Source organism: Paenibacillus sp. MER TA 81-3, from assembly GCF_023713585.1.
In the GTDB taxonomy this organism is placed as follows: Bacteria; Bacillota; Bacilli; order Paenibacillales; family Paenibacillaceae; genus Paenibacillus_B; species Paenibacillus_B profundus.
Genome location: NZ_JAMAWB010000005.1, coordinates 176,929 through 203,268 on the forward strand (window position 1 = coordinate 176,929; position 26,340 = coordinate 203,268).

The 26,340-nt window shown below is 47.1% G+C and carries 15 protein-coding genes; all 15 read left to right on the top strand.

Annotation, left to right across the window (positions count from 1 at the left end):
- Positions 1 to 67 precede the first annotated feature (67 nt).
- The 15 genes from M3650_RS08820 to M3650_RS08890 all read left to right on the top strand — a co-directional run bounded on the left by M3650_RS08820 (position 68) and on the right by M3650_RS08890 (position 26,318).
- Entirely contained in the window at positions 68 to 3,709 is a 3,642-nt protein-coding gene (locus M3650_RS08820; RefSeq protein ID WP_251573858.1) for an S-layer homology domain-containing protein, read from the top strand.
- Positions 3,710 to 4,320: 611 nt separating this feature from the next.
- Positions 4,321 to 7,395 carry an Ig-like domain-containing domain gene (locus M3650_RS08825; protein ID WP_251573860.1) on the top strand — a complete coding sequence of 1,025 codons (3,075 nt, stop codon included), beginning with the start codon at positions 4,321 to 4,323 and terminating at the stop codon, positions 7,393 to 7,395.
- 147 nt (positions 7,396 to 7,542) lie between these two features.
- Positions 7,543 to 10,116: a hypothetical protein gene (locus M3650_RS08830; RefSeq protein ID WP_251573862.1), complete on the top strand. Its 2,574-nt coding sequence runs from the start codon at positions 7,543 to 7,545 to the stop codon at positions 10,114 to 10,116.
- A gap of 135 nt (positions 10,117 to 10,251) precedes the next feature.
- A complete protein-coding gene (locus M3650_RS08835; protein WP_251573864.1) occupies positions 10,252 to 10,515 on the top strand; it encodes an alpha/beta-type small acid-soluble spore protein in 264 nt (87 codons plus the stop codon).
- Between the two features lie 159 nt (positions 10,516 to 10,674).
- The gene (gene metK, locus M3650_RS08840; protein ID WP_251573866.1) at positions 10,675 to 11,877 is read left to right on the top strand and encodes a methionine adenosyltransferase; all 1,203 of its coding nucleotides are present in this window, start codon (positions 10,675 to 10,677) and stop codon (positions 11,875 to 11,877) included.
- Between the two features lie 146 nt (positions 11,878 to 12,023).
- A complete protein-coding gene (locus M3650_RS08845; RefSeq protein ID WP_251573868.1) occupies positions 12,024 to 15,977 on the top strand; it encodes an Ig-like domain-containing protein in 3,954 nt (1,317 codons plus the stop codon).
- Positions 15,978 to 16,211: 234 nt separating this feature from the next.
- Positions 16,212 to 18,932 carry a stalk domain-containing protein gene (locus tag M3650_RS08850; RefSeq protein ID WP_251573870.1) on the top strand — a complete coding sequence of 907 codons (2,721 nt, stop codon included), beginning with the start codon at positions 16,212 to 16,214 and terminating at the stop codon, positions 18,930 to 18,932.
- 59 nt (positions 18,933 to 18,991) lie between these two features.
- Positions 18,992 to 20,152 (top strand): sensor histidine kinase, encoded by a 1,161-nt coding sequence (locus tag M3650_RS08855; RefSeq protein WP_251573872.1) that lies wholly within the window; start codon positions 18,992 to 18,994, stop codon positions 20,150 to 20,152.
- Between the two features lie 4 nt (positions 20,153 to 20,156).
- Complete coding sequence (locus tag M3650_RS08860; protein ID WP_019424702.1) at positions 20,157 to 20,879, top strand: response regulator; 723 nt, start codon at positions 20,157 to 20,159, stop codon at positions 20,877 to 20,879.
- A 267-nt stretch (positions 20,880 to 21,146) separates the two neighbouring features.
- Positions 21,147 to 21,587, top strand: a complete 441-nt coding sequence (locus tag M3650_RS08865; protein ID WP_251573875.1) for a glycosyltransferase — start codon at positions 21,147 to 21,149, stop codon at positions 21,585 to 21,587.
- A gap of 357 nt (positions 21,588 to 21,944) precedes the next feature.
- Entirely contained in the window at positions 21,945 to 24,047 is a 2,103-nt protein-coding gene (locus M3650_RS08870) for an ATP-dependent helicase ComFA (protein ID WP_251573878.1), read from the top strand.
- Positions 24,040 to 24,933: a ComF family protein gene (locus M3650_RS08875; protein WP_251573879.1), complete on the top strand. Its 894-nt coding sequence runs from the start codon at positions 24,040 to 24,042 to the stop codon at positions 24,931 to 24,933. The genes M3650_RS08870 and M3650_RS08875 overlap by 8 nt, the downstream gene beginning before the upstream one ends.
- Before the next feature lie 85 nt (positions 24,934 to 25,018).
- The gene (locus tag M3650_RS08880; RefSeq protein WP_026011387.1) at positions 25,019 to 25,429 is read left to right on the top strand and encodes a TIGR03826 family flagellar region protein; all 411 of its coding nucleotides are present in this window, start codon (positions 25,019 to 25,021) and stop codon (positions 25,427 to 25,429) included.
- 98 nt (positions 25,430 to 25,527) lie between these two features.
- Positions 25,528 to 25,803: a flagellar biosynthesis anti-sigma factor FlgM gene (gene flgM, locus M3650_RS08885; protein ID WP_019424708.1), complete on the top strand. Its 276-nt coding sequence runs from the start codon at positions 25,528 to 25,530 to the stop codon at positions 25,801 to 25,803.
- A gap of 14 nt (positions 25,804 to 25,817) precedes the next feature.
- Entirely contained in the window at positions 25,818 to 26,318 is a 501-nt protein-coding gene (locus M3650_RS08890; protein ID WP_019424709.1) for a flagellar protein FlgN, read from the top strand.
- Positions 26,319 to 26,340 lie beyond the last annotated feature (22 nt).

Genomic DNA, 26,340 nt, shown 5'->3' on the forward strand with positions numbered 1-26,340 from the left:
CAGCTCAAAGCCGATAACATGTCTATATGATTATATTGGTTGAATAAGGCATAATGGAGGCGATACAATGCGTGCGTGGTTAAAACCCCTTTGCATGTTGCTGGTCGTTGCCTTGATGTCCACGGGAATACCGCTGGGTATCGTAAAGGCGGCAGACGATCAAGAGGGAGCAAGATATTTTCACTTTTCTAATCTGAGCACAGTAAAGGATCATCCAACTCAGGTAAACACGGAAAATATTGAAGTGAAAGGTACGTTTAATGGAGTATCTTCAAGCTCGATTGGTTACAAAGTTGAATTAGAAGTGGACGGAAAGGTTGTTCATACAACGTATGGAACGGATGTAAAGCCGACTATTACAGGCAATTCATTCGTATTCCGCGCGGTTCCTTTGCGGACGGGATTAAACATTGTGACGGTTACGGGGCTAGGGCCGAACGGTAATACAGTTGAAGCCAGCGCTTTCGTTGAATTCAGCAACGTGCCGGCCATTTCCGATATTAAGCTGTCTGACGGACGTGCTCTGGAATCGGGCGCGCCGCTCATTGTGAAGAGCGATACGGCAGGTCTGTCCTTGAAGGCGCCAAATGCCTCTGAAGTATCTGTAAATGGCCGCCAGATGTTCAATGGTGGTGCAGGTGTCTTCGTTTCATCTGGCATTAAGCTTCAACCAGGCTTGAATGATATTATCATTGTGGCGACGAACGGCAACTTGACCTACACGATTACGCGTCAGGTGATTTCGTTCAACGGCATTTTGACAGGCTTTGATACCTTCATCGGGGACAAAGCGATTGATCATACGTCGAATCACTATGTGACGGGTTCGGTGGGCGGTGTCGTTAAAGGAAAGTTTATCGTCCCTAAGTCGCAGCAAAGTACAACGCCGAACGATCCGACAATGGAAATCCTCGTAACGAAAGATGGGGATCCTAATCCTCTGCTTGATGAAAAAAGCGGTACGACGATTACAAAAGTTGACGAGAGCTCGTCCTATATCATTTATGAATATATAACAGATGGCTCGGTCAACACCTCTGCAACGGGCAAACATTCGCTCAAGCTGACGGTTACGTTTGATGGCAAGACGAATGTATTCAACAATTTCTTCATTATAAGAGACAGCAGCGCCGCAGAAATCGTGGACGTGAAGCAGTTGTTCAATCCGCAAGAAAGCGGAGGTGGAGTGACGTTCGGAGCAGAAGCAACGTTCGCACAAAATAGCACAATCTTTGAAATGCCGCTCTATTTGAAGCTGCAGCTGAACAATTTTAGCAGTCAACCGATTACGATCACGGATTGGCAGAACGGCAATGAAGTTAAAAACCCTACCTTCCAGGCTGTGACTGGATTGACGACCATCAACAGCGAGCCGGTTATCCGCATCGATGCTTTGCCTGCTGGCGATCAGACTTTTAAAATTGAAGTGGGTGGCGAAGTATACGAAATCAAGGTGAACTACGCGCCAGGTCCTTACATTAAGTTGACCAACGTGTTCGATGGCAAAACGTTCGATAATGCGAAGGGTCTCCCGAACATTCAAGGGCGTTTAGTTAACTTCAACCTTCAGAACACGTCTGAAATGGATCGAACGTATATTACCTTTAATGGTAAGAAAGAGAAGTTGTCAGGCATCAATGCAGGTAACGGGGAGTTTGACCATCCGTTGGGTGGCGACCTTGTTGCGGGACCTAACAAGATTACGATCGATGGGGTGGCCAACGGAGTTCCGATTAGTTACACCATTACGATTTTCTTTTTTTCGAAGGATGTCCCTGCGATTGTGAAGATCTATCCGGTGCCAGAAGCGACGGATCCGACCAATCCGAACAAGGAAGACACGGAACAGAAGTTCAAATTAATAAAAGATTTCGAATTTGTCACAAAAGAGCATTCGGCTGATGTATGGCTTGAAGTGCAAAATGCGACGGGAATGAACATTTATATCGACGGGAAGCTCTTAACGACGCTCGAAGAGAAGGATTTCATCAATGGCAGTCCGAATACGAAGCCTTCTATCATGTTTAAAGAGCAAAACGTGCAAACGGGTTCCTACTTATTCTTAATGCATGGATTGGAATTTCCGAAATCCGGCAAGAAGAACGTGACGATCGAGGCACGCAAAGGCGTTACTACGGCACGTCAAACTTTGGAAATTACACGCGAGCAAAATACGTTTGAGTTGCTGTCGCCGAAGCTTCCGGAAGAAAGCGTCGTGAATCAGAACTTCCTGAAGGTAAGTATTCGTGCGGAAGGTGCGGATAAGGTGCTTATCGGGAAGCAAGAGCTGGTCAAAGGCGAGGAAGATATTTTCCGTGGCGAAGTGACGTTGAAGAACGGTAAAAACACGATTAAATTTACGGTCATGCAGGGCAAACAAAAAATTAATGGCAACTTTGAAGTGAATTATGCCAATGCGGCGCTCCCTGGAGCTCAATACAAGGCGTCCATCGGCAAGAACGGGAAGCTGTCCGTATTTGGAGGCAATCTGGTGCTGCAGCTGCCTAAAGGCACGATGCTGCGCGACATGAATCCGCGCCAAGGGCAAACACCGAAGGAAATACAATTGTTCGATAAGCAAAGCGTGCTGTTCGGTATTTCTGATCCGGATGATGGCAGAACGATCACTCGCGAGAACCAAGTCGGTGTCCGTAAACCGATAACCGGTGGAAGTGATGAGTTCCTGGATGGTGTCATGAGACGAATCGATCCAGATGAGTTTGCACGCAGCGTGCTGTTGCCTAAATCTCATTTTGGACTTGGTTCCCAATTGTATTGGATTGACGCAGGATACTTCAACTCAGAAGACAGCGTCCTGAATCAGGACTATAAGCTGGCTAGCGCGACACATCCTTATGATGAAGCGAAAAAATTCTATGAGCGTGGAGATCGGATGTGGCTCGAGCCGACGCATCGTGGAACAATTACTTTGAAGTACGACCCTAACATTGTAAATGAGCAAGCTCGCAATGTAGGCATCTGGCGCTGGAACAACACGAATAAGCTGTGGGAGAATGTTGGCGGCAAGCTGGATACGAAGAAAAAGACAATTACCGCGCCTTTTGACGGATTCGGATATTACGGAGTATTCAGTGTGCGATTCAGCTATGACGACATCATTTCGCACCGTTACGCTCGTCCGAGCTTGGAGCTCATGCTCTCGCGCGGCTTTATGAAAGCGAAGAATTTGAACGAATTCGGCGTGTATGACAACATTACGCGTGGTGAATTCGCAACGATGCTCGTGAAGATGCTGAACATTCCGCTAGACTACGATGCGGACAACCTGACGTTCGATGACGTATTGAACTATGAAATACCAGATTTGCTGTGGGATTATCGCTATATTGAGACTGCAGCCCGCAAAGGGATAGTTCGCGGACTGGCTCCGCGCTTGTTCATGCCGAACGGTGAGTTGACCAGACAAGAGGCAGCAGCCATGATTGCCCGTGCGATGAACTTGAAGCTTGGCGAGACAGAGAAAGAACAGGCGAAGATGCAGAAGTCATTCACAGATGCCAACACGATTGACTACTATAGTATAAGTTCTGTATCTGCGGTATCGAAGGCAGGCATTATTGCCGGCATTCCGAATGAACTGCAGGAAGGTCAGAAGAAACCGACCTATCGCTTCGATCCGAGATCACCTCTGACGAGAGCGGATGCGGCAGTGATGGGTGAGCGTATTCTTACCAAATTGAAAAAATAATCAAAAATCGTTGATTTGCTTGTTTTACTTTTGTATATTGCGGGTATTGAAGAGAAGAGCCGATCTGTCACTCGGCTCTTCTTCACATGCCGCCTGCTCATTCCCAATACTGAGAGGGGATGTATGAAATCCATAATGGTGGATTTACTGTAACGGGCTGGTAAACATTAGTGCGTGACGGAATACAGCAGGGAAGCTATACTATGGATTGTAGTCGCTGATGCATACATAAACGATGTCCGATGGTATAGCAAAATGTATAGCAGAAGCAAGCAAATGCTTGTGTACATGCAATGTTTTTGTGGTTATGATGAAATCTGCGAAAAAATAATTTTATTTTTTCACCGAGAGCGCAACTTTTTGCGAAGTGGTGCGTTTAATATGATGAAGTCGAAAACAGTGGTTAAATTCTATATTGTTCCCTGTATTTCACAAAAATATGCTTTACGCTGGGCGTTTGTCATTGTATAATGTCTAGAGTGGTATGAGTATTTCTATTTATTCTCATCTGTTCTTATTTTGATTACTAGTTTCTGTGGCATGTCCTTGTGTTACAGACTTCTTTTTTGAATACATTTCGCTCTTACTCTGGGAAGGGGGTGAATCGGCGAATGAGGGAAATGAGCTATCAAACTTCTACGCAATATTCTCAACAAACGAAGCAATTTAGAGGAGGAGAAAAAAAGGTTATGAAGAAAAGATTGGCCCTGCTGCTTTCCGTTGCTATGGCGTTCTCCATGTTCGCTAACGTAGCATTCGGTGCTGACGCAGCTAAGACGACACAAGAAAAATTCGACGCATTGAAACAACAAGGTGTATTTAACGGCTATCCAGATGGAACTGCTGGTCTTGACAAAGAAATGACTCGTGGCGAGTTCGCTAAAGTCATCGTTAAATTGCTCGATCTGAAAGAAGTACACGGCGTGTACTCTTACAAAGATAAGAACTACGGTGCTTCCAACTGGGCAGCTCCTTACATCGAAGCAGTTACTGCTGAAAACCTGATGCAAGGTAAAGACCTGGAAAAGAAATTGTTCGACTTTAACGGTAAAATCACTGTTGAAGAAGTAGCAAAAGTATTGGTTGAAGCGTTGAAATTGGAACTTCCTAAAGACGCTCAAAACAATGCTTCTGCATGGGCAAAAGAATATTTCCAAGCAGCTGTTGACGCTGGTTTGATCTCCAAGGATGCAAACCCTAAAGCGAACGCAACTCGCACTCAATTGGTAGAAGCATCTTTTGCAGCTGACGAAGCTTTGAAAGGACCAAAAGTTGAGTCCTACAAAGTAATCGACAGCAAAACTGTTGAATTCACAATGAGCGACAAAGAAGTTGTTAAAGTAACTTTGGAAAAAGCTCTTGAATCCAACAAAGAAACTGAAGTGAAATTCACTCACAAAAACAAAGAGTACACTCACAAAGTTACTCGCGTTGTAACATCGGCTCAAAAAATCGAGTCCGTTACAGCTGATAACGTGAAAGAAGTAGTTGTTACATTTGACGGTTCTCTTGAGCAAAAGACAGCTGAAAACAAAAACAACTACGAAGTGAAAGATATGAAGATTGACAGCGTAACATTGTCTTCCGACAAGCGTTCCGTTACAATCTTGCTCGAAGAAAACGGTTCTGACATGAAGAACCAAAAAGAAACAGAACTGAAAGTGAAAAACGTTCGTAACGAAGACGGTTCTAAAACGTTCAGCGAAACGAAAAAATTCACTCCAGTTGATGTAAAAACACCAGAAGTTAAAGAAGTTGTTGGTTTGGGTACGAAAGCATTCAAAGTTGTTTTCTCCGAGCCGGTAAAACGTGGTGACGCAGTTGCATCCAGCAACTACAAAGTTGATGGCAACATGGTAGCGGGCAGCGTTGACTACATGTATCCAAATGTAGTAATCGTGAACAAAGATTTGTCCGTTGGCGACCACAAATTGAGCGTCAGCAACATTACAGACTTCTCTGGTCTGAAGAGCATTCCTACTGACAAAGAATTCACAGTAGCAGAAGATACTTCCGCTCCTGAAATCGTGTCTGCAAAGACTAACGATTTGAAAGAACTCGAGATTGAATTTAACGAAACAGTTAAATCGATCGAGAAACTTTATCACAACGTATCCGGCAACACAGGTAAAATCACTTACAAGGATAACAAAGTGAAAGTTACCTTCAGCAACCAAATGTACAACGGAGACAACACTGTCTATGTTAAAGGTGTAACTGATTACAGCGGCAATAAAGCTGACCGCGAAATCAAAGTTAACCCTACATTGGATACTACGCGTCCAGAAATCTTGAAGTTGGAAGTTAAAGAAGTTGGTGCGTTGAACAACCATAAATTGGTGCTTGAGTTCAACAAAAAATTGGATAAAGACTCTGCAACTAATACAGTAAACTATACGTTGAAAGATAGAGACGGCAAAGTCTTGAAAAACTCCAACGGTGTAGACGCTGATGGACATCCAATTATGAAGCCATCCTACGACGAAAAAGATAACAAAGTGACAATTAACTTGAATAGTAAATTGTCCAACCAAACAGACTACATCTTGGAAGTAGTTGGCGTTCGTGATACGGCTGCATTGCAAAACACAATTGCACCATGGTCGCAAACATTTACAGCTAAGCAAACTTCTAAAACGGGAATCGTTCGTTCTTGGTTCACTCAAGGTAACGGCGAACAAAACCTTTACGTTCAATTCAAGGACAACATGAGAACTGATGGCGACGGAAGCGTGTTGGTTAAAGAGAAATATCTCTTCAACAACAAATCCATCACTGATCATGAAATCAATATGGTAAGTGGCGACACAGTTCGCATCACTTCTAAGGCTGACAAACTTCTTACTGCAGCAGAAATTGCGGATACGACGAAAGACTTTGCTTTGTCCGTAAGCCAAGTGAAAAATGCCAACGGCGATTACATTAAAAATGGTGATTCGTATACGTTGACATATAGCGGTAAGTTGAACAAAGAATTTGCAAATAGCATCTCCGTAAAGAACGCAAAAGTAGTTTCTCGTAATGAAATTAAGGTTGAATTTGCTGGAAAACTCAACTATGTAAATGTAGATGATTTCTATGTTACAGCACTTGGTTCTTCCTATACACCTTCAGAGCATGAACAAAGCAATGATGGTACAGTTCTTACTCTGAAATTCAACGGAGATCAAACGTTACCTACTAGCCTTTCTGGCGGAAAATTATGGGTTAGAGATAGCGTAACTACTGCTGACATTCTGAATGTTCGTGTTCAAGCAGGAGAAACACCTCTTACTGATCTTAACAATGTAAGACCAGAAGCAGTTTTGAGTTCACTGTCTGTTACTCCTACAGCAACTACTGCAACTTATCAAGCAACCATTCGCGTGACTGGAGATGTTAAAGTTGATAAGCCTGCTGAAGGCATCTTCACTGTAGAAGTTAATGAAGGACTAAAAGCTGTTGACAGAGTAACTAAAGTGAGTGTTTCTAACTCAGACAGCAAACTCTTGGTGATTGAATTCACTATGAAGAATGAGCCTGGTAAACTTATTAGCCTGACTAAGGACGACTTTGTCAATGTTAAGATGAGAGACGAAGATAACAATGTAAATAAATACATTGTTGACGCTAATGTCCCTACAAGTGCTCCTCAAGTGGCAATGAAAGGTTTCACTACAACAGCTCAATTCACTGAGAAGAAGTAATATCTTAAAGAAAGCCCTTCGGGGCTTTCTTTTTTTATACAAAGCTTACAACAATGTAACCCAGCAAATCGCGCGAAAAGCGAAACTTTCGGCTTCCCCCTAGCGTTATAATACATAGAAGAAACTTTCGATATAGGAGGAAGCAGATTGAATAAGAAAAAAACGATAGCGGCCGTACTTTCGCTGTCTTTAGCCTTAGGCACATTCACAGTCGTAGCTCCAGAAGTTCAGGCAGCTCCAAAGGCCTCCGACAAGCAGACTCAAACGAAGACAACAACGAAGACACCAGTCGTGAAAACTTTGGACAAGTTGAGTTCAATCAAACTTACGGGCAAAAGTTCCGTAAAATTAACCGATGTCAACATGTATCGACAGGATGAAAGCAATATCTTGTCTTATACGTTGACGTACACGAACAATGAAGCTCGGAGTATTCCCCTTATTGATTATTGGACAAAGGTACGCACGAAGAGCGGCACTGTTTACTCCAGCAATTTGACAGATGCCGACAAAGATAAGAAGGTCATTCCGGCTCAATCACAGCTAAGTGTTACATACTATGCAAAAGTGGCTAAACATTTAACGGTTCACGATTTGAATTATGACATCATTAAATGGGATTTTAGCCAATCTAATTTTGAAAATCGTATAGGATCGTTCCAAATTCCAACCGGTATAACAACTTCAACCGTTTCTGGAGGAACTCGCACGGTACGGATGAATGATGTTCCGATTAAGACTAGCGTTGATCGGGTTAATGTTTTTCCTTCTGATGAATATCACTATGTTAACGTAGCTGTCAATGTCCTGAATGCCGGTGTTAAAATGCTGGAGAACCCTGCTTACAAATATGCGGTGAAGACGACTAACGGCAGCAGCTATATTTTAGTTCCAGATGGAAGCAGCAAAGACTATAAGCTTCAACCTGGAGAGAAGAAAACATTGAACTTTATGACGACCATTCCGAAAAGTGTAAATGTTGACAAGCTTGAACTTCAAGTGCTTCAGGAACAAGCTCCGGCGAAAGAGAATGAAACAGGAAAAGTGAATTTGGCGGTGGGCACATTTGCGCTTCCGAAAGCGAGTGACGGAAACTCAGGTGTACCTGCTAACAAAGACAAAGTCATTACGATGAATGATGCAAAAGTGAGCACGAAAATAACGACGGGTTGGGTAAACCAAAGCTATTTCCAGAACGACATTACATTGACATTTATGTTCGAGAACTTATCCAACAAACCAGTAACCGTGCCAAAATATGAATTTGAGCTCCATGGCCCGAAAGGCTTTTCAACTCCGATTCCAACAAAATCGTTAGAAAGCTTGACGTTGAAGCCGATGGAGAAACGGCCAATTACGTTGAATGCATCAATCTCCACAGATATCGGTACGGATCAATTAAAATTGCATATGAATCGGCCTGGGGATACGAGAGAAAAAGACGCGAAAGATACAGTTCCAAATGCTTTTAAATATCCGGAAGGTATTTACAATGTTCCTGTTCTGCAGTCCATGCAAAATAAAACAGGCAGCGAGTATAACGTTCAACATAGCAAAGGAAACTTAGGGATTACGATTGATTCGCTCCAACGTTTGCCTTGGACAGATGGAAATATCGTTTCGGCCAAAATGACAATTAGAAATAAAGAGTCGAAATCAATCCAGTTGCCTGCACTTGAAGGTGTATTTAAAATTGATGCTGCAGAATCTGGTGGTAAAACGCAAGTCGTGACTTCCAATGGTGCGCTTATCATCGGTCCAAAAGAACATGTAAATGTGTACGTTGTTACGAAGCTTCCTTCGAACCTGGATTTCACGCAAATTCAAATTGCTCTGCTTGAGAAAATTGGGGAATCCGACAGCGCGCAACTTATTCAATTCACGAACATCGGAAGTTTGCCAGATGTTCCAGTAATCGAATATGGTTCTTATTTCAATCTTGAAACGGAAGGCCGTAAGGCAGAGATTATGGCTCGAAAGTCGAAGGTATATGCTGGGAATTCCGAACAAATTGTTTATACGGATCTTGAGATGAATAGTCGAGAAGGGATGCAAGCGACGTTGTCACAAATGGTCGGTTACTATCGAACATCCGACGGGCGCTATTATAAAGCCACTATCGCGCAGATCGACCGGCCGACCAGTCCAGAAGGCAAGAACGTTGTGACAGCATGGGCTAAGTTGCCAAGCTCTGTCAATACGAAAGATATGCAGCTCGTATTAGGTGAAGGCATTAAAGAGAACAAGCTGACGGCACCAAAGGAAGAGTCGGACGGTTACGTTAACGCGGTAGCGATGAACTTGGAAATCGGTCAACTATCGCTCAAACGGTACTTCGATAATTTGGACTTCTTCCCGTATTCGTTAACGATTAACGATTTCTATGCAACGATCAACAATTCTGCCCTGAAAATTGACTTCAACTATGAGTTGAAAAAGGATATGCAGTATGATATGGGCGAATATGAACATAAAGTCGTGCTGGAAATTACGGATGCAAGCAACCGCAGATTCGAAAGAGAGTTAGAAATTGATAAAGATGGCGGATTGAAAGTCGGGAAAAACTTGAGCTATACGACAAGCTTCTCCGATGCGCTCTTTGAACGAATCCAAAATGGGGGTTATCAAGTCTCCATCTACGATTCTTTCAAAGGCGAGAAAGTTAAGATTGCCAGCTACGGCAGCGCCTATAACATCAGAAACGCCCGTACTGCAGACTAACTGTCTGGCGGCTTTCGCGAACCCCCTCACTGCGAGGGGGTTTTTGGCAAGGGGCACAACATTTCCTTCGGGTCGTTCCGGCTGACGGCGGCACACTATACCTAAAGAATGCAAACCTGAAGGAGGAGCTTTATCGTGAGTAAAAAAACGTTAGTTCCAGCGAGCAAAGATGCCTTATACCGTCTTAAATATGAAATTGCGGCCGAGTTAGGCTTGCCGGTCGCTCAGCATGGTGTGCACATCGGCATGAATACCGAATTCGCGGGGGAGTTGGGTAGTATACCAGTGCAACAGACGACCAACAATGATGATTGGGGGCATCTGACGTCACGTGATGCCGGTTCCGTTGGCGGTGAAATTACGAAACGCTTGGTTATGCAGGCTTTACAGAAAAAATAGGAAGTCCAACTTTCATTTCATTCATTGACAGGACCGGACAAATACAGTAATATGATTTTTCGAAGGCTGGTATACAACCTTTTCCATGATGGAAAAGGTTACTTTTTTGTTTAGGCTGCTCGCGGGAGAGCCATATTAAAGGTTAGGAGGTCGAGTCCTATGTCATTGAAAGGACGCCACTTGTTCACATCCGAGTCCGTTACAGAAGGACACCCGGATAAAATATGCGACCAAATTTCGGACGCGGTGTTGGACGCCTTTTTGGCCAATGACCCGTATGCTCGGGTCGCGTGTGAAGTATCCGTAGCTACAGGCTTGGTTCTGGTTATCGGAGAAATTAGCACGAAAGCGGATTATGTTGATATTCCGTCTATCGTTCGCAATACCATTAAAGATATTGGGTATACGCGCGCGAAGTATGGATTTGACTATAACACCTGTGCGGTGTTGACCTCGCTTAACGAACAGTCTCCTGATATTGCGCAAGGGGTTAACGCAGCCATTGAAACGCGCACAGAAGATATGAAGCAAGAGACAGAAAACATTGGTGCGGGTGACCAAGGTTTAATGTTCGGCTTTGCGACAAATGAAACACCTGAACTGATGCCGCTTCCGATTGCTCTGTCTCATCGTATTGCACGTCGCTTGTCGGAAATGCGTAAAGACGGCACATTGCCTTATCTCCGTCCGGATGGTAAAACGCAAGTGACGATCGAATATATGGATGGTAAACCGGTTCGTGTCGATACAATTGTAGTATCTACTCAACATGCCGAAGATACTTTGCTTGAACAGATTCAACAAGATATTAGAGAGCATGTCATTGCTCCGGTCGTTCCAAGCGAATGGTTGGATGACAAAACGAAGTATTTCATCAACCCGACAGGACGCTTCGTTATCGGCGGACCGCAAGGCGATGCCGGTCTGACAGGCCGTAAAATCATCGTAGATACCTATGGCGGTTATGCACGTCATGGCGGCGGCGCATTCTCCGGTAAGGATCCGACGAAGGTAGACCGTTCTGCAGCTTATGCAGCGCGTTATGTGGCGAAGAATATCGTAGCTGCCGGCTTGGCCGACAAATGCGAAATTCAATTGGCCTATGCTATAGGCGTAGCAAACCCGGTATCCATCAGCGTAGATACGTATGGTACAGGGAAGGTAGACCAAGACAAATTAGTGGAACTCATTCAAAATAACTTCGACCTGCGTCCAACAGGAATCATTAAAATGCTCGACCTGCGTCGTCCGATATACAAGCAGACGGCAGCATACGGACATTTCGGCCGCAACGATCTCGATTTGCCTTGGGAACGTACGGATAAAGCAGATTCGCTGCGTGAGCAAGCTGGAGTAAAATAAAGCGTAATGATGGACCTTTTCTCGTAGTATGCGAGGAAAGGTCTATTTTGTTTTTATCCGATTAAACTATCTCTTCTAAAAAAACGGCCCCTTCTTGCCGACAAATAGAGTAGAATTGTCTTATCGGAAGGAAAGGAGCATTCTTCATGAAAAAATGGCTTTCCGCCCTGCTCGCAATCGTTCTCACCCTGGGAGCGTTCGGATGGGGGCCAGTCATTGCGGAAGCAAGTACTTCTGCAAATGATACAGCACTAGCAATTATCGCGACGACACCGACAAATGGACAGTCTGGTGTTTCGGCAAACCCTGCTGTCAGTTTTACATTTAACCAAAATGTAAAGATAGTAAATGGAAATGTGACTGTAACGCAGCAAGGAACGGGCAACAAGCAAATATTCAATAAAGATGGAGGAAACGGCATTGGCAAGGTGGTGTCCACCGACTTGCAGACCTACCAATTAGAGGGCTTACAGCCCTTGCAGCTAGGCGCCACTTATGAAGTATCGGTAGATCCTCTGCTTTTCATCAGTGAGGGCACGAACGAATTTTATAATGGCATGAAGTGGTCATTTACCGTAAAGCCGCAACCTGGCATTGAACGGGTATTACCCCAACAGGGAGTTGCTTCGGTTAATCCAAAGCTGGAAATATCATTTAAGCAACCGGTACAAGCTGGGACGGGGAGCATTCGTATTATTCGTTATAGTAATAACAGTGCGTTAACCCCAATTCCGGCAAAGAATTTTACGCTTGATTCAACAGGTCTAGTTGCCAGCTATCAGTTGAACGAGTCTCTTGAAGCCGGTACTGCTTATTATGTGACGGTTGATCCGGAATCTTTTAAAGATGCCGAAGGAACTCCGGTAGAAGGATTCACGTCGGCAGACCGTTGGTACTTCGAAACGGAGCGCGGAGCGGATACGACACCACCTGTTATTCAGAGCCGGGTGCCTGAGCGAAATGCAGTATCGCCGTTGCAATCTAAGATAGAAATGACATTTAATAAGCCTGTCTTTCAAGGGAAAGGGGACATTCTTGTTAAGTCAGACGGCAAACCGGATGTGCGTATTCCGGTAACCTCAGCCATTGTAGGTGGGGGCACGGCAGTAATCAAGTCTGTTAGTACGCTCACCTTTGAACAGAATCGAACGTATACCGTTATCGTGCCGGAGGGAGCATTCCGCGATCAAGCCGGCAACTTGATGAAGGAAGATACGTGGACATTCCGCGCTCAAACCATAGACACATCAGCACCGACGATCTCATATTACGATCCGTACACAGGCAGTACTGGGGTATCTACGTCGAAGACACTGACTGCCACGTTCAACAAACCGATTGCCTATTCAGGTACGGGTGTGGAGCTTCGCCGTCAAAATCAAACGACGAGTGAAAAAATCAATGTTTCTACTTCCGGTAGTGAGCTGAGAATTACACCGGCTTCCAGACTGCAGGACAATATGGTTTATACGGTCAACATTGCCAGAGGGGCCGTTAAAGATTCATCCGGCAATGAGTTTGCAGGCGCGTCTAACTGGACGTTCTCAACATCGGCCACCGACCGCACTGCACCGGCGGTTGAAAGTGTCAAGATGTATAGCAACACGCTGATTGAGATTCGTTATAACAAGTCGCTGGATTCGAGTGTTAATCCATCGTCTAGTGAATTTACGGTTACGGTTAACAACGGGGAGCGGAAAGTGAATAGCGCCTCAGTATCGGGCAATAGCGTATACGTTTCGCTCGTAAGCGGGGTCGCTGTCGGTCAGGACGTCAAAATCAGTTATGCCGCACGATTCCGTATGGTACGCGACACGTATGGCAATGCGGCGCCTTCGTTCGGCAGTCGTGTAGTGGAAAATAAAGTGGATTCGTCCCTGTCCAAAATCCGTGAAGCATCGATCTATAGCGATAAAATGTATATTTACTTCACTGATAATTTGAAAGACGTATCTTCTTATGCAGGCAGCCAATTTACCGTTACGTATGATGGCTCTTCGGTCGGTATCGATAAAATATCAAACAGCGGAAACGTGTTGTACCTGACCATGAACCGAACGGTATCAAATGGTGAAGTGGTCAAAATAAGCTACACTCCGGGCAGCTACCCGCTAGAGGATAGAAACGGAAGCAAGATCGGAGCGTTTGAAGGCGAATTCGTACGCAACTCGTACGATACGAAGCCGCCGGAGTTGACGGAAACGAATGTCATCAGCAACAAGCTAACCTTGATATACAATAAAGCGTTGGATAAGAACAGCGTTCCGCTGAACAACCATTTTTCAGTTCTCGTTAACGATAAGCCTAGATATGTAACAAAGGTGGAAATTAAAGCTAACCGGGTAGAGTTGACATTGCAATCTGCCGTGGCTACGAGTGATACGGTTACCGTGTCCTATGTAAGAGGATACCCAGCGCTGCGCGACTTGAACGGCAACTTGGCGTCCAATGTGAACCTTGCTGAGGCTGGCAACGTCACCGACAGTGAAACGCCTGTGGTGCAGTCGGCAACATGGAGCTCACCTTCTGTCGTGCTAACGTTTAATAAGAAGCTGGAGAGCATGCAGGCGTCCTCTTACAATCAGTTCTATATCCGAGCAGGGAATCAACTGCTGTCCGTCAAACAGGTGACGGTAAAAGACACTAAGGTTACGATTGAGCTCTTGAATCCACCAGCGCAGACAGACGCGCTGACTGTGTCCTACAATACGAGTTCTAAGCCGATAAAATCGACATCGGGCGTTGAAATTAAAACGTTCAGCAATATGAATGTCTCAGTCGGCCTGGAAGAGTTGGCAGGCGCCAACTTCGTCAAAGTGGCAACGGACACTTCATTTATCGATTCCATGATCGTGTTATTAGACGACGTGGCGCAGAAGTCTTCGGATAGAACGAGCAGCGGTCAAGTGGTCAATCGCTACACACTGGACCAGAACAAGCTGAAGACGGCGTTTCAGTTCCTGTCGAGCTCATCTGGTACCGATAAGCAGTTGATGTACGAAGTGCCTTCAAGCGAGTCTGCAGCTCGCGTGGCGGTTCCGTTGAGCGCGTTCGACTCGGCTTATATTAGTAAAGATCCGGTGATGTTCGCAATCAAGTACGGGAATACCTTGTACGGCATCAATATTAGCAGGGACAGCATCATTCAAGTGGTGCAGAACATTAAAGGCTCTCTTGCTAATTCATCGCTATTAATTGAAATAGAGCCTGCCCAGTCGCAGGGGACCAATATTCAAAATACGTTGGGCCGTACCCAATCGACAGCCCTTGTGCAAGGACATCGCTTTACGATATTCGGTTATACTGGCGGCAACCAGTTAAACGGTATGACCGAAGTGAAGATGGATGCAGTTATTAAAATGAGAACGTCGGATTCTGTGACGGCGGGAAGAACAGCCATTGTGGAATATCAGGCAAAGGATAATCAATTGTCCTATGTACCCACGAAGCTAACCCGTTCCGGTGTAGTCACTGTCGCTGAGGTGCGTGCGAAGCAGAGCATGCTGGCTGTGTTTGCGATTGGGAACAAGGTGTATATTGATATTCCGGGGCATTGGGCACAAGCCGATATGACGGCGCTCACCGCCAAAATGATTATGGATGGCCGAGGAAGCACCAAGTTCGAGCCAAACAAGCCGATTACACGTCAAGAATTTGCAGTATCCATTTCAAGAGCACTTGGATTGGAGCCGAGTGAAGAGTCGGCAAAGAGATTCCGGGACATCAACAGCTCGACATTGGATGGAACATACGTTGGAGCGGCTGTGAAGGCCGGAATTATAACCGGATTCCCAGATGGCACCTTCAAGCCGGACGATAGCATCACTCGCGAACAGATTACGCTCATGATGGTGCGCGCTGCCCAAGCTGCCGGTCACCGTCTGCCGAACTCCTCGACAACCGTGCTGAGCATGTTCAAGGATAGCAAGCAAATTACGAGCCTAGGCGCCCCGACTGTAGCTCAAGCCGTACAGGCTGGTCTTATCCAAGGTGTATCGAAAGATAAGTTCCAACCCAAAGGATCGGCAACGAGAGCGCAAGCGGCTGTTCTGCTGAGACGTCTTTTAAGCACAATTGACTATATAACTTTAGAGTTCTAATATTTTTTAGCAATATAGTAGATTTCTCTTACTATTAATTTCAGCCCTATCCGTTGTCTATCTGACACAAGGATGGGGCTTTTTGTCATTCTATGACCCGGGAAATATACGAATTGGTAACAAAACCGCAACTTTTTGTCGATTTTAATAGTCTATATATTAGAAGAGTTGAATAAATGGGGAATCGATACATATCAGTCATCATCTATTAGCTGGGAAATGGGAGAGTTGGATATGATGAAGTCACCTGCATCCGCCATACGGATGCCTAAGGGTCGTTGGGGAACGAAAGCGGCAGTCGTAGTGCTGTCGGGAGCGCTGCTGATTCAACCGATTGCGGGTTGGGGAACTTATGTTTATGCAGATGCATCAAGTGGGACAGTAAGCAACGCATCTATCAATCAATTGCAGAAGCTGAGCGAAGAAATTATTACTTCAGGCGCGAGACTCGTAAAATATCAATATGCGACCAAGCGCGGCAGCAAGACATACAAAACGTTGATCAATGTCATTGAAGCGGATTTGAAAAATCAATATTTGAAGCTGGATGTTATGACGGGCCAGAATGGGAAAACGGCGACAAGCCAGCCCGTGACGAAAATGACGAAAGATACCGGAGCTGTCGCAGGGGTGAACGGGGACTATTGGATGATGGGCTCGGACCGCGTTCCGATGGGAGGCTCCATTTCCAATGGGGTCCTTATTACAAGCCCGGCGGAGCTGCAAGGAATGTACGCGTTTGCTGTATCGAAGGATGGCAAGCCTAGCATCGGGCAATATCGCTTCGAGGGGAATATCACTGCTTCCGACGGCGAGACCTTTCCACTCTCTGGCATCAACAAGATGAAGTATGACAAAGAGCCTGGCAAAGTCCATAGCCATACGAATGCGATGTATATTTATACAAGCGCTTGGAAAGGGACAAAGCGGCCGAATGACACCACATCGACACCTACGGAGGTATTGGTCCGCGATGGAGTCATAGAGCAAATATCCGAGATGGCGCCGCTTCCGATAGACGTGCCGGAGGATGGGTACATTTTACGCGCTCATGGAAAGGCAGCGGAGTTCATCCGGCAACATATGCAGGTAGGAGCACCTGTTCAGTCCAACTATCGTCTTGTTTCCCAGTCTTCGGGACAGGCTGTCGATCCGTCATCCTTCCAGATGATGATAAGCGGTCATACGCTGCTTGTGGAGAATGGGAAGGCATCGGCCTTTACTCGGGATACGAGCGGGATTAGCGGCAGTTCGGTGACGGCGAGAACGGCGGTAGGCTATTCGAAAGACGGGCGCTACGCCTATATTGTTACTGCGGAATCCAACAGCGTCAGCTCAGGGCTCACACTGAAGGAGTTCCAGCAGGCACTCATGCAAGCGGGCGCATGGAAAGCGGTGAATCTGGATGGCGGCGGCTCCACGACGATGGCCGACCGACCGCTCGGAGAGACTGAAACGAAGCTTACGCACGAAACGAAGGAAGGCGGCAACAACATCCGCTCCGTCGTGAACGGCCTGGGCGTCTATACGACGGCCCCTAAAGGTCAAGTGAAGGGCATGACGCTGCGCGGAGAGAAAACGTTGTTTATCGGGCAACGTGCTACGTTCAGCATGAAGGGCTACGATGAATACTACAACCCGGTAGTTGATTTTACTGGCGTGGATATCAAGTGGAGCGCGTCTGATAATAAGCTGAAGTGGGACGGAGATGCGTTCGTAGCCAATAAATCGGGAAAAACACAAGTCGTGGCAGCATCCGGCGGAGCGAAAGCGACCGAGGAAGTCGAGATAATCGGCGCCGATCAAATCGCTGAAATGCGCATCGCAACGTCTTCTGCTCCATTGAGCGAAGGCTCCAATATTAAGCTTCCTGTGAAGATCACGCTGCAGGACGGCCGGAATTACACGTTGCCAGCCTCGTCCGTGAAATGGGAAATGAGCGGCTTCAAAGGTACGGTGCAAGAGGGCAGCCTTCACGTCGATTCAGTGCCGGAAGGCACGAAGATTGGGTATGCCATAGCAAGCTATGATGGGTTGCGCACGATGATTCCGCTGACGGTTGGGGCAGAGAAGCTGTTTGAAGACTTTAATGCCGTTAACTATCCAGTCTCTTTCTCTGGATTGCCGAGTGGGACGACGACTGGAAAGGTTGCTGTTGAAGGAAGCATCGGCGATCGCTCAGCGAATGACAAAGCGTTAAAGCTCACGTATGACATGACGTCAGGCACGGGCAACAAGTTTGCCTATGCGGAATTGAACGGCTCTACAGGAATCGAACTGCCGAGCGGTACGAGCGGCATGAAGCTCGACGTGTACGGCGATAAGAGCTTTAACAATCTGCGGATGGAAATCCATGATGCGAACAAGAAAATTCATTATGTCAATGTGCAGGAATCAATCAACTGGGAAGGCTGGAAGACGCTAGAGGTCAACCTTTCTTCCGAGAACATTGCTTACCCGGCGAAGCTGAAGCGTCTCTATCTCGTGAATTTCGCCGATGGGCAGGATGAGCGCGCTCCGCAAGGGATGATCGCGATTGACAACTTGAGAGCGCAGCTGCCGGCTGGGTCGTCTTCGATACTAAGCAATGCAGCGATGGATCTGACGGTGAACAGCAAGTCGGCGAAGATTAACGGCGAGACGAAGAGTCTTGACGTTGCTCCTATGGTCCTAAATAGCTCGACATACGTGCCGGTCCGCGTCATCCTGGATGCGTTCGGTGGAGAAACGAAATGGGACGGAGCCTCCCAAAGGGTCACCATCCTGCGCGGGGACCGCTTTCTAGAAATGAATGTCAATCAGAAAACTTTTAATCAGAATGGCAAACGACTTACGTCAGATGTCGCACCTGTTGTCCGCAATAATCGAACTTTAGTCCCGCTGCGGCTCGTATCGGAACAATTAGGCCTAACTGTAAAATGGGAACAAAAAACGAAGTCCATTACCATACGTTGATGTGTTATGATAAAGGGTGAATATCCTTTCATCCTTTACGACAAGGAGACGGAATGTAAGTGGAGAATCAAGTCGATGTGATTGACCGCGTAATTAAAAATGCAGTGAAAGTAATGGAAGATAGCAAGTATCAAATATATGAGATTTTGGACTCGTCACGCCATGAAGCCATTAACATGTGTAATGAGCTTCAAGAGGTGATGGACCAGACGGCGGAAATATGTGATAAAGTGGACGAGCTGGAACGAAACTATCGTCTGGCTCGTTTGCGTTTGACTGATGTCAGCCGTGACTTCGTACGCTATACGGAAGACGATATTAAGCAGGCTTATGAGAAGGCGACCCAGCTGCAGTTAGAACTTATGATTTATCGGGAGAAAGAGGGCTATCTCAAAACACGGAGAGATGATCTGCAAAAGCGTATGCGATCCGTTGAAGGTTCAATTGAACGGGCGGAAACGATCGGATCTCAGATGAGTGTCGCCCTCGAATACTTGTCGGGAGATTTGAGTCAGGTCACTCGTATTTTAGAATCGGCCAAGAATCGGCAGCTGCTCGGTTTGAAGATCATTTTGGCCCAAGAAGAAGAGCGGAAGCGCATCGCGAGAGAAATTCACGACGGACCAGCCCAGTCTCTGGCCCATCTAGTGCTTAGGACGGAAATTGTAGAAAGAATGCTGTTGAAGCAGGATTTTGAACTGGTGAAGAACGAAATAGTAGATTTGAAATCTCAGGTTCGTTTCGGTCTGGAGGAAATACGCAAAGTTATTTTCAACTTGCGTCCGATGGCTTTGGATGATTTGGGGCTCGTGCCGACACTGCGCAAATTCATTCATGATTACGAAGAGAAGCACAGAATTAAGACGTCTTTCGAAATTAGAGGACTGGAACGGCGTCTGAAATCGGAAATGGAAGCTGCCATTTACCGACTAGTGCAGGAGGCGTTCACGAATGCAGCGAAGCATGGGCATCCATCTCATGTGACGTGCGAATTGACCTATGACGAGAACGAGGTTCGACTTGTCATTCGAGATAATGGATTTGGATTCAAGGTGGAAGCCCTGGAGACGAAATCAAAAGAGCATATGCACTTCGGAGTGCTAGGCATGAAAGAACGCGTGGAATTGCTCGAAGGTCATATGGACATTCATTCAGCTGAGAACCGCGGGACTCGAATCGTGATTCAAATTCCGACGAATGTGGAGAAGAGAGAGGAGTAAACCTATGGAGAATCGTAATATGGGAAGATCACAGATTAAAGTACTCCTTGCTGACGATCACCAGCTTTTTCGTGAAGGACTGAAACGAATTTTAAATATGGAAGAGGATTTGGAAGTTATCGGGGAATGCGGTGACGGCATTCAAGTCGTCGAATTTTGCAATCAGGAGATACCGGATGTCGTGTTAATGGATATTAACATGCCGGTGGAGAACGGGGTGGTGACTACCGAGCGACTTCGTGATATTTTCCCTGACGTGAAGGTAATCATCCTATCCATACATGATGATGAGAGCTATGTATTCGAGACGCTGCGCAAAGGGGCTTCAGGTTACCTGCTGAAGGATATGGAGGCGGAATCGCTCATTAATGCGATACGATCAGTCGTTGGCGGGTATGCTTACATACATCCTAAGGTTACGGGCAAGCTGATTCAACAGCTGCGACGCATGACGTTGCTGGATGGCAGTGGAATCGTAAATAACCAATCCGGCCGGGATTCGGGCGTGAAATTTATTGCCGCGGAAGATAACCCGTTGACGAGACGGGAGGCCGAGGTGCTCCGTTTAATGGCGGAGGGCAAGAGCAATAAGATGATTGGCGAATATTTGTTCATCAGTGAGAAAACGGTGAAAAACCACGTCAGCAGCATCTTGCAGAAAATGGAGGTTGATGACCGGACGCAGGCGGTTATTAACTCTATTAAGAATGGTTGGGTTACGCTGTAACATATTCTAAATTAAAATGCATGTTCAAAAAGTTAACTTTTCAGCACCGAGAAGGTTGCATAAACCCGAAGAAGGAGGAGCGGAATGTAGACAAATCTACATAAGCACCGGATTTCGAGGGTGAGTGCAAGATTCGATGTCGAATCTGCGTCCTGATGCACTTCGTGATCAAAAGGGGACTTTTTGAACGACCTCTATAAAAGGCGACGCATGTCCGTCACCCTGACACCCCTTGCGGCATACACTTGGTAGTAAGGAGGTGGCCGCATGATCGCAATGCTATTATGGATTGTTGGGTGCTACGGGTTGGCGGTAGCGGCCGTTCATCTGGCGCATAAATGGCAGAAGCTGCTGCGTGGTGCCGCACCGGCTCCATGGATGCATGTCGTTATCGTGACTGAAAATGATGAACGCCATATGGAATGGTTGATGCGGGCGTATAGTTGGTATGCATGGCTGAAAGGGCGTCGTTTGCACTTTACCGTTGTCGATTGTGGTTCCACGGATGCAACAATCCATATTGCTGCGCTTGCGGCACAAGGACACGGCGTCAGCTGGCAAGGGCTGTACATTCGTCAGGATGAGCTGGAAACGGTTCTTATGGATTTACAGCAGCGGCAAGCAGCAGAGGAAACGTTGATTGTCGTTCAACCGCGTCGAAAAGAAGATTGGATGAAGGTTCCCTTTGTGACTGGCAATGCGATGTAGACGGTGGTGGCGCCGATGGATTCGGCGATGCTGCGCATGCCTTAGACATCGCTAGTCCTGTTCGCACCTGCACATCATCTGTCTAGTTTTCAAAGGGTATCTATGAGTCACGATTCTTGTGAACGGATACATCGAGGACATCTTTTTGCAGATTTTTGTAATAATGGGTTGCCAGAAAGGGCGGAATCGTATACAATTTTATACAAATACGATAGGCGCTGAGCATGAAGCACATGCCATTCCGATTAACGGATGGGGTGTGCTTTTTTTGATCTCGTGGACCAGACAACGTGAACAGGCCGACATCACCACTGTATGCTTCAGGAAAGCGCCGTGCGAATGAAGGAGAGAAAGAGGATGCAGGTAAGAATCTATGCCGTGCGAACGGAGTGCGGGTGGAACACAGGTATGACTCTGGATTGGCGCGTGGATGCAAGCTATTGGTTGTCAGAGGATGGGCGCAAGGCGAATGGAACGAAGCTTGTAATACTGCAGCAGGCTGTCTCGATTCAGGTTGGTTTGTCGGTACTCGAACAGTTCTTGTTCGTAAAAGAGATGGATGAATGGGGAAAGCGGAAATGGATTCAATATTTTGCCGAATTGCTTATACCGCATCGCGAGACGTTGGAAGAAAGTGCGCAGCTGCTGCTGGCGGAAGAACATCTGGATGTGCTAATTGTCGAGCCGCCGCATTCCGAGCCTACCTCGAACACGTACGTTAAGGAGCATCGAGATCAAGGATACTTGGTTGCCGAACGTGCGGCCATCTATATGGGAGAAGAAGAGCGTGCTACAGGCAACATCACCGATGTGCATAGTCAGCAACAAGAGGAAAGAACAGGGGCGCAGCGCGCTCCTCTTTCTTTGTTTGCGGAAGCGCGGCAATTTGCAGATGTGATGTGCGGGCGATTGCTGTTGGACGAGGAAATCGTTCAGCTTCTTCGTCACAAAGGGTGGGAGCGACTCGTTCCGATGAGACATGTGCTCATTCAATTTGGTTGGCTGCAAGGATGGTTGGAGTTACGTTCCAGCATTCAATGGAGCCGGGAAAGTGATGCTCATGATCGAAAGCGGAGGAAAGGGATATGGTGGCTGGGTACATCATCACTGTGGCCATTCAAAGATAAATCCACGGCAGCCTATTGCGGTCGATGCGGGAGCACGGAAGGATTGAATGCTTCTTCCTGTGCATCGTGCGGCTCCAAGCGTTGCCTGACGTGCACACAATGCTTGAATCTCGGCCGCAGCCGCTCCTGCGCGCTGCTCATTAGAGGCGTATTACAGCAGGAAGCGGACAGCCGTCAGCAAGCAGCGCCTGTCGAAGAGAGACTGAAAAAGTGGAGCTTGGCCCCGGCGCAAGAAGCGGCGAGTACACAGGCCTTGAAGTACATTCAGACACTCCGGGAGAAGGTGCGGCGTAATCAGAGAGACAAGTTACTACAGGGGAAAGGAGCGTTCTTGCTGTGGGCGGTGACAGGGGCGGGGAAGACAGAAATGATATTTCCACTGATCGAGGATACGCTGCTGCACGGCGGACGAGTGCTTGTAGCGACGCCACGGCGTGATGTGGTGTTGGAGTTGAAGCCCCGCATTGAGAAAGCATTTCCCGTTCAGAAGGTGGTCACCCTTTATGGCGGCAGTCCTGAGCGTTGGAACGAAGGCATGCTCACACTTGCGACTACGCATCAGCTGCTTCGCTTCGCAGAAGCTTTTGAGCTCGTCATTATTGATGAACTCGATGCGTTTCCGTATCACAACGATCCCATGCTCCATCGGGCTGCGAATCGGGTATGCCGTCCAGGAGGCGTGTTCGTCTATTTGTCTGCCACGCCTCCGGAATCGATGCAGCGGGACGTAAGGCGCGGGAGAATGGCTCATGCCAAGGTTCCGGTCCGGTTCCACCGTCATCCGCTGCCTGTGCCAGCTCACATTACGATGCCTGCTGTCGAACAGTGCCTCACTCGCCGTTCGCTGCCTGCTCCGTTGATGAAGCGATTGATGCATTCAGTCGAGCGGGGAGCCCAAGTGTTCATCTTCGTCGCCCGGATTCGTCAGGTTGAACCGATGGTCCGATTATTGAGCAACCAGTTGCTTGGAATCCCTGTAGGCGGCACTTCTGCGGTGGATGAACTGAGAAGTGATAAGGTGATGCGATTTCGGGAACGGAACATTCGCGTGTTAGTGACGACGACCATTTTGGAGCGGGGAGTGACGGTGCCGAAGAGCGACGTTTATATTTTGGATGCGCATGACCGCCTCTTCGATGCCTCGTCGCTTGTTCAGATGGCAGGCAGGGCAGGTCGATCGAAGGATGATCCCGCAGGCAGCGTCGTATTCGGTTCGGCCCAATGGAATGAGGCGCAGCGGAAAGCCGTGTATCAGATTCGTGAAATGAACCGGATCGCAAGGCGAAATGGCTACTTGCTGCCTGATGAGGAGAGGAGGAAGCAGGTTGGTTAGCTTGCCGCAATGGGGCGAGTGGATGGAGAAGGCCTATGGGAGATTGCTGCAGCCGCGAGTGAGCGCTTGTTTCGTCTGCAACAACAAAATAAGCGGTCCGTCGTCCTCTACGACTACAATGGAACCGCGCGCGAGCAGGCTGATGCAATTGCTGTGCTTAAAATGCATTGCGACAATTCCGTGGATTCAGGCTCTAGGCTGCCCTTCATGCGGACGCAGCATTCGCTGCACCGACTGCATGCGGCATCCGCTTCCGAAGGACGGGTTATCCGCCAATCGCAGCGTCGTGCAATATGATGAGCAGATGAGGCAGTGGCTCGCCGAATACAAGTTCAGAGGGGACATCCGTTATGAGCGTGTTATGGCGAATATGATGATATCGTCGTATAGTCTGCTGTTCGAATCGGTGTGGACTAGGCGCTCGAGAGTACGGAGACCACGACTGCTTTTGGACGCTGGGGATAGTCTACTGCCGGACCTCATCACCTATGTTCCCACCAGTGAGGCGCGTCTGCGCGCACGCGGGTTCAATCAAGCGGAGCAGTTGGCGCTAGAGTTAGGTCGAGCCTGGAAGATTCCGGTCCTACCACTGCTTGCACGGGTACAGGAATCCGAGAAGCAGAGCATGCAGTCGCGTGGCGGGAGGGCGAGTAATATCGCGCACGCTTTTGTCATGAAGGAACAGGCCCGGAACGACTTGATTGCCACCCTGCGAGATCTTCCTGTGGAACGATGGAAGAAGCTTAACGAGGTGCGCTTGTTGCTAGTGGACGACGTATATACGACAGGCAGTACGATTCGCGCATGCGCGCGGGAGATTGCCGTCTGGAACAAGAAATTTCGCATTCCCGTTGCGCTCGCGAGCTATACTTGGGCTCGAGCGTGAACGTATCTAAAAAACTGCTCGTCAACTGTCGATGAATAGGATATGATGAGATCATATGCAGCAAGCATCGAAGGGGGCGAAAGACATGGAATTGAGCAATTGTCCGCGCTGCGGAAGACTGTTTGCGAAGGCGTTCAGAGACCTCTGTCCGGCTTGCTTGAAGGAGATCGAACAGGAATATGAACGCTGCGTTGCTTATTTGCGTGAGAAGCGTCAAGCCGCGATGCAGGAGCTGAGCGAAGAGACGGAAGTAAGCGTGCGGCAGATTACCCAGTTCATTAAGGAAGGCCGCATCTCGGTATATCAAGCACCGAATTTGACGTATGAATGCGAATTATGCGGCAACCCGATTCGGGAAGGTCACATGTGCGAAGTATGCAGAACGAGGTTAATCCGAGATATGAATGAAGCGCGACAAGAGACGAGTGCAACTGTGGAGAAGCCTTCATCCAGTAATCGGGCTTATAAAGTCATTGACACGAAGCGGGAAAGATAGTATAACTTCTTTCAAATAATACTTAATATATCTTGACAATAAGCCGATAATCTTAGTAATGGTTATCGGCTTTTTGATTTTTAATGAGGTGAATCGAGATGAAAATTAATGAGACGCAGCGTCTTGGAGCGATACATACTTATCAGAAGCAGCAGGCAATGAACCGTGCCTCGCAGAAGCCTTCCCGCAAGGATGAGTTGATCATCTCCACGGAAGCGAAGGAAATGCTGGATGCCCAAAATCGCGTACAGGATACAGGGCGCAGCGAGCGACTTGCGGAGTTGAAGCACGCAGTAGCTACTGGCACGTACCATGTAGAATCGGATAAGATTGCGGAAAAACTACTTCCCCTGTTTAAAAAAGACGTCGAATGAGCGGAGGACCAAACGTGAGTGCATCAGCATTAATAGATGTATTGAGTCGAATGGAAACGGTCTATCAGCAGCTTGAAAGCATTGGAGAAGCGAAGACGCAGGTCATTATTCAAAATGATATTAAAGAGCTGGTTCGTCTGTCGAATCAAGAGTCAAAATGGTTGAAAGGCCTTTCCGCTCTGGAAGAAGAAAGGGAAGAAGCTGTATACGCTTTTTTACAAAGTAAAGGAATTAAATCCAAATTGAAGCTCACCTTGACCGAGATTATGAAGCTCGTATTTGATGCTCAAGAACGTACTCAGATGATGGCGGTGCAAGAGAGGATTGCCGCTACACTTCAGCGTTTGAAGCAAGTGAATGATCATAACCAAACGTTAATTGAACAATCATTGCATTTTGTAGAGTATCAATTGAATCTTTTTATAGATTATTCAGAACAGGACATGCTGTATCATCGTCCTGAACAACCAGCCTCGAGCTACAGCAGACCTGGCATGTTGGATACACGTGCTTAGATAGATACAGAAAGGAACGAAG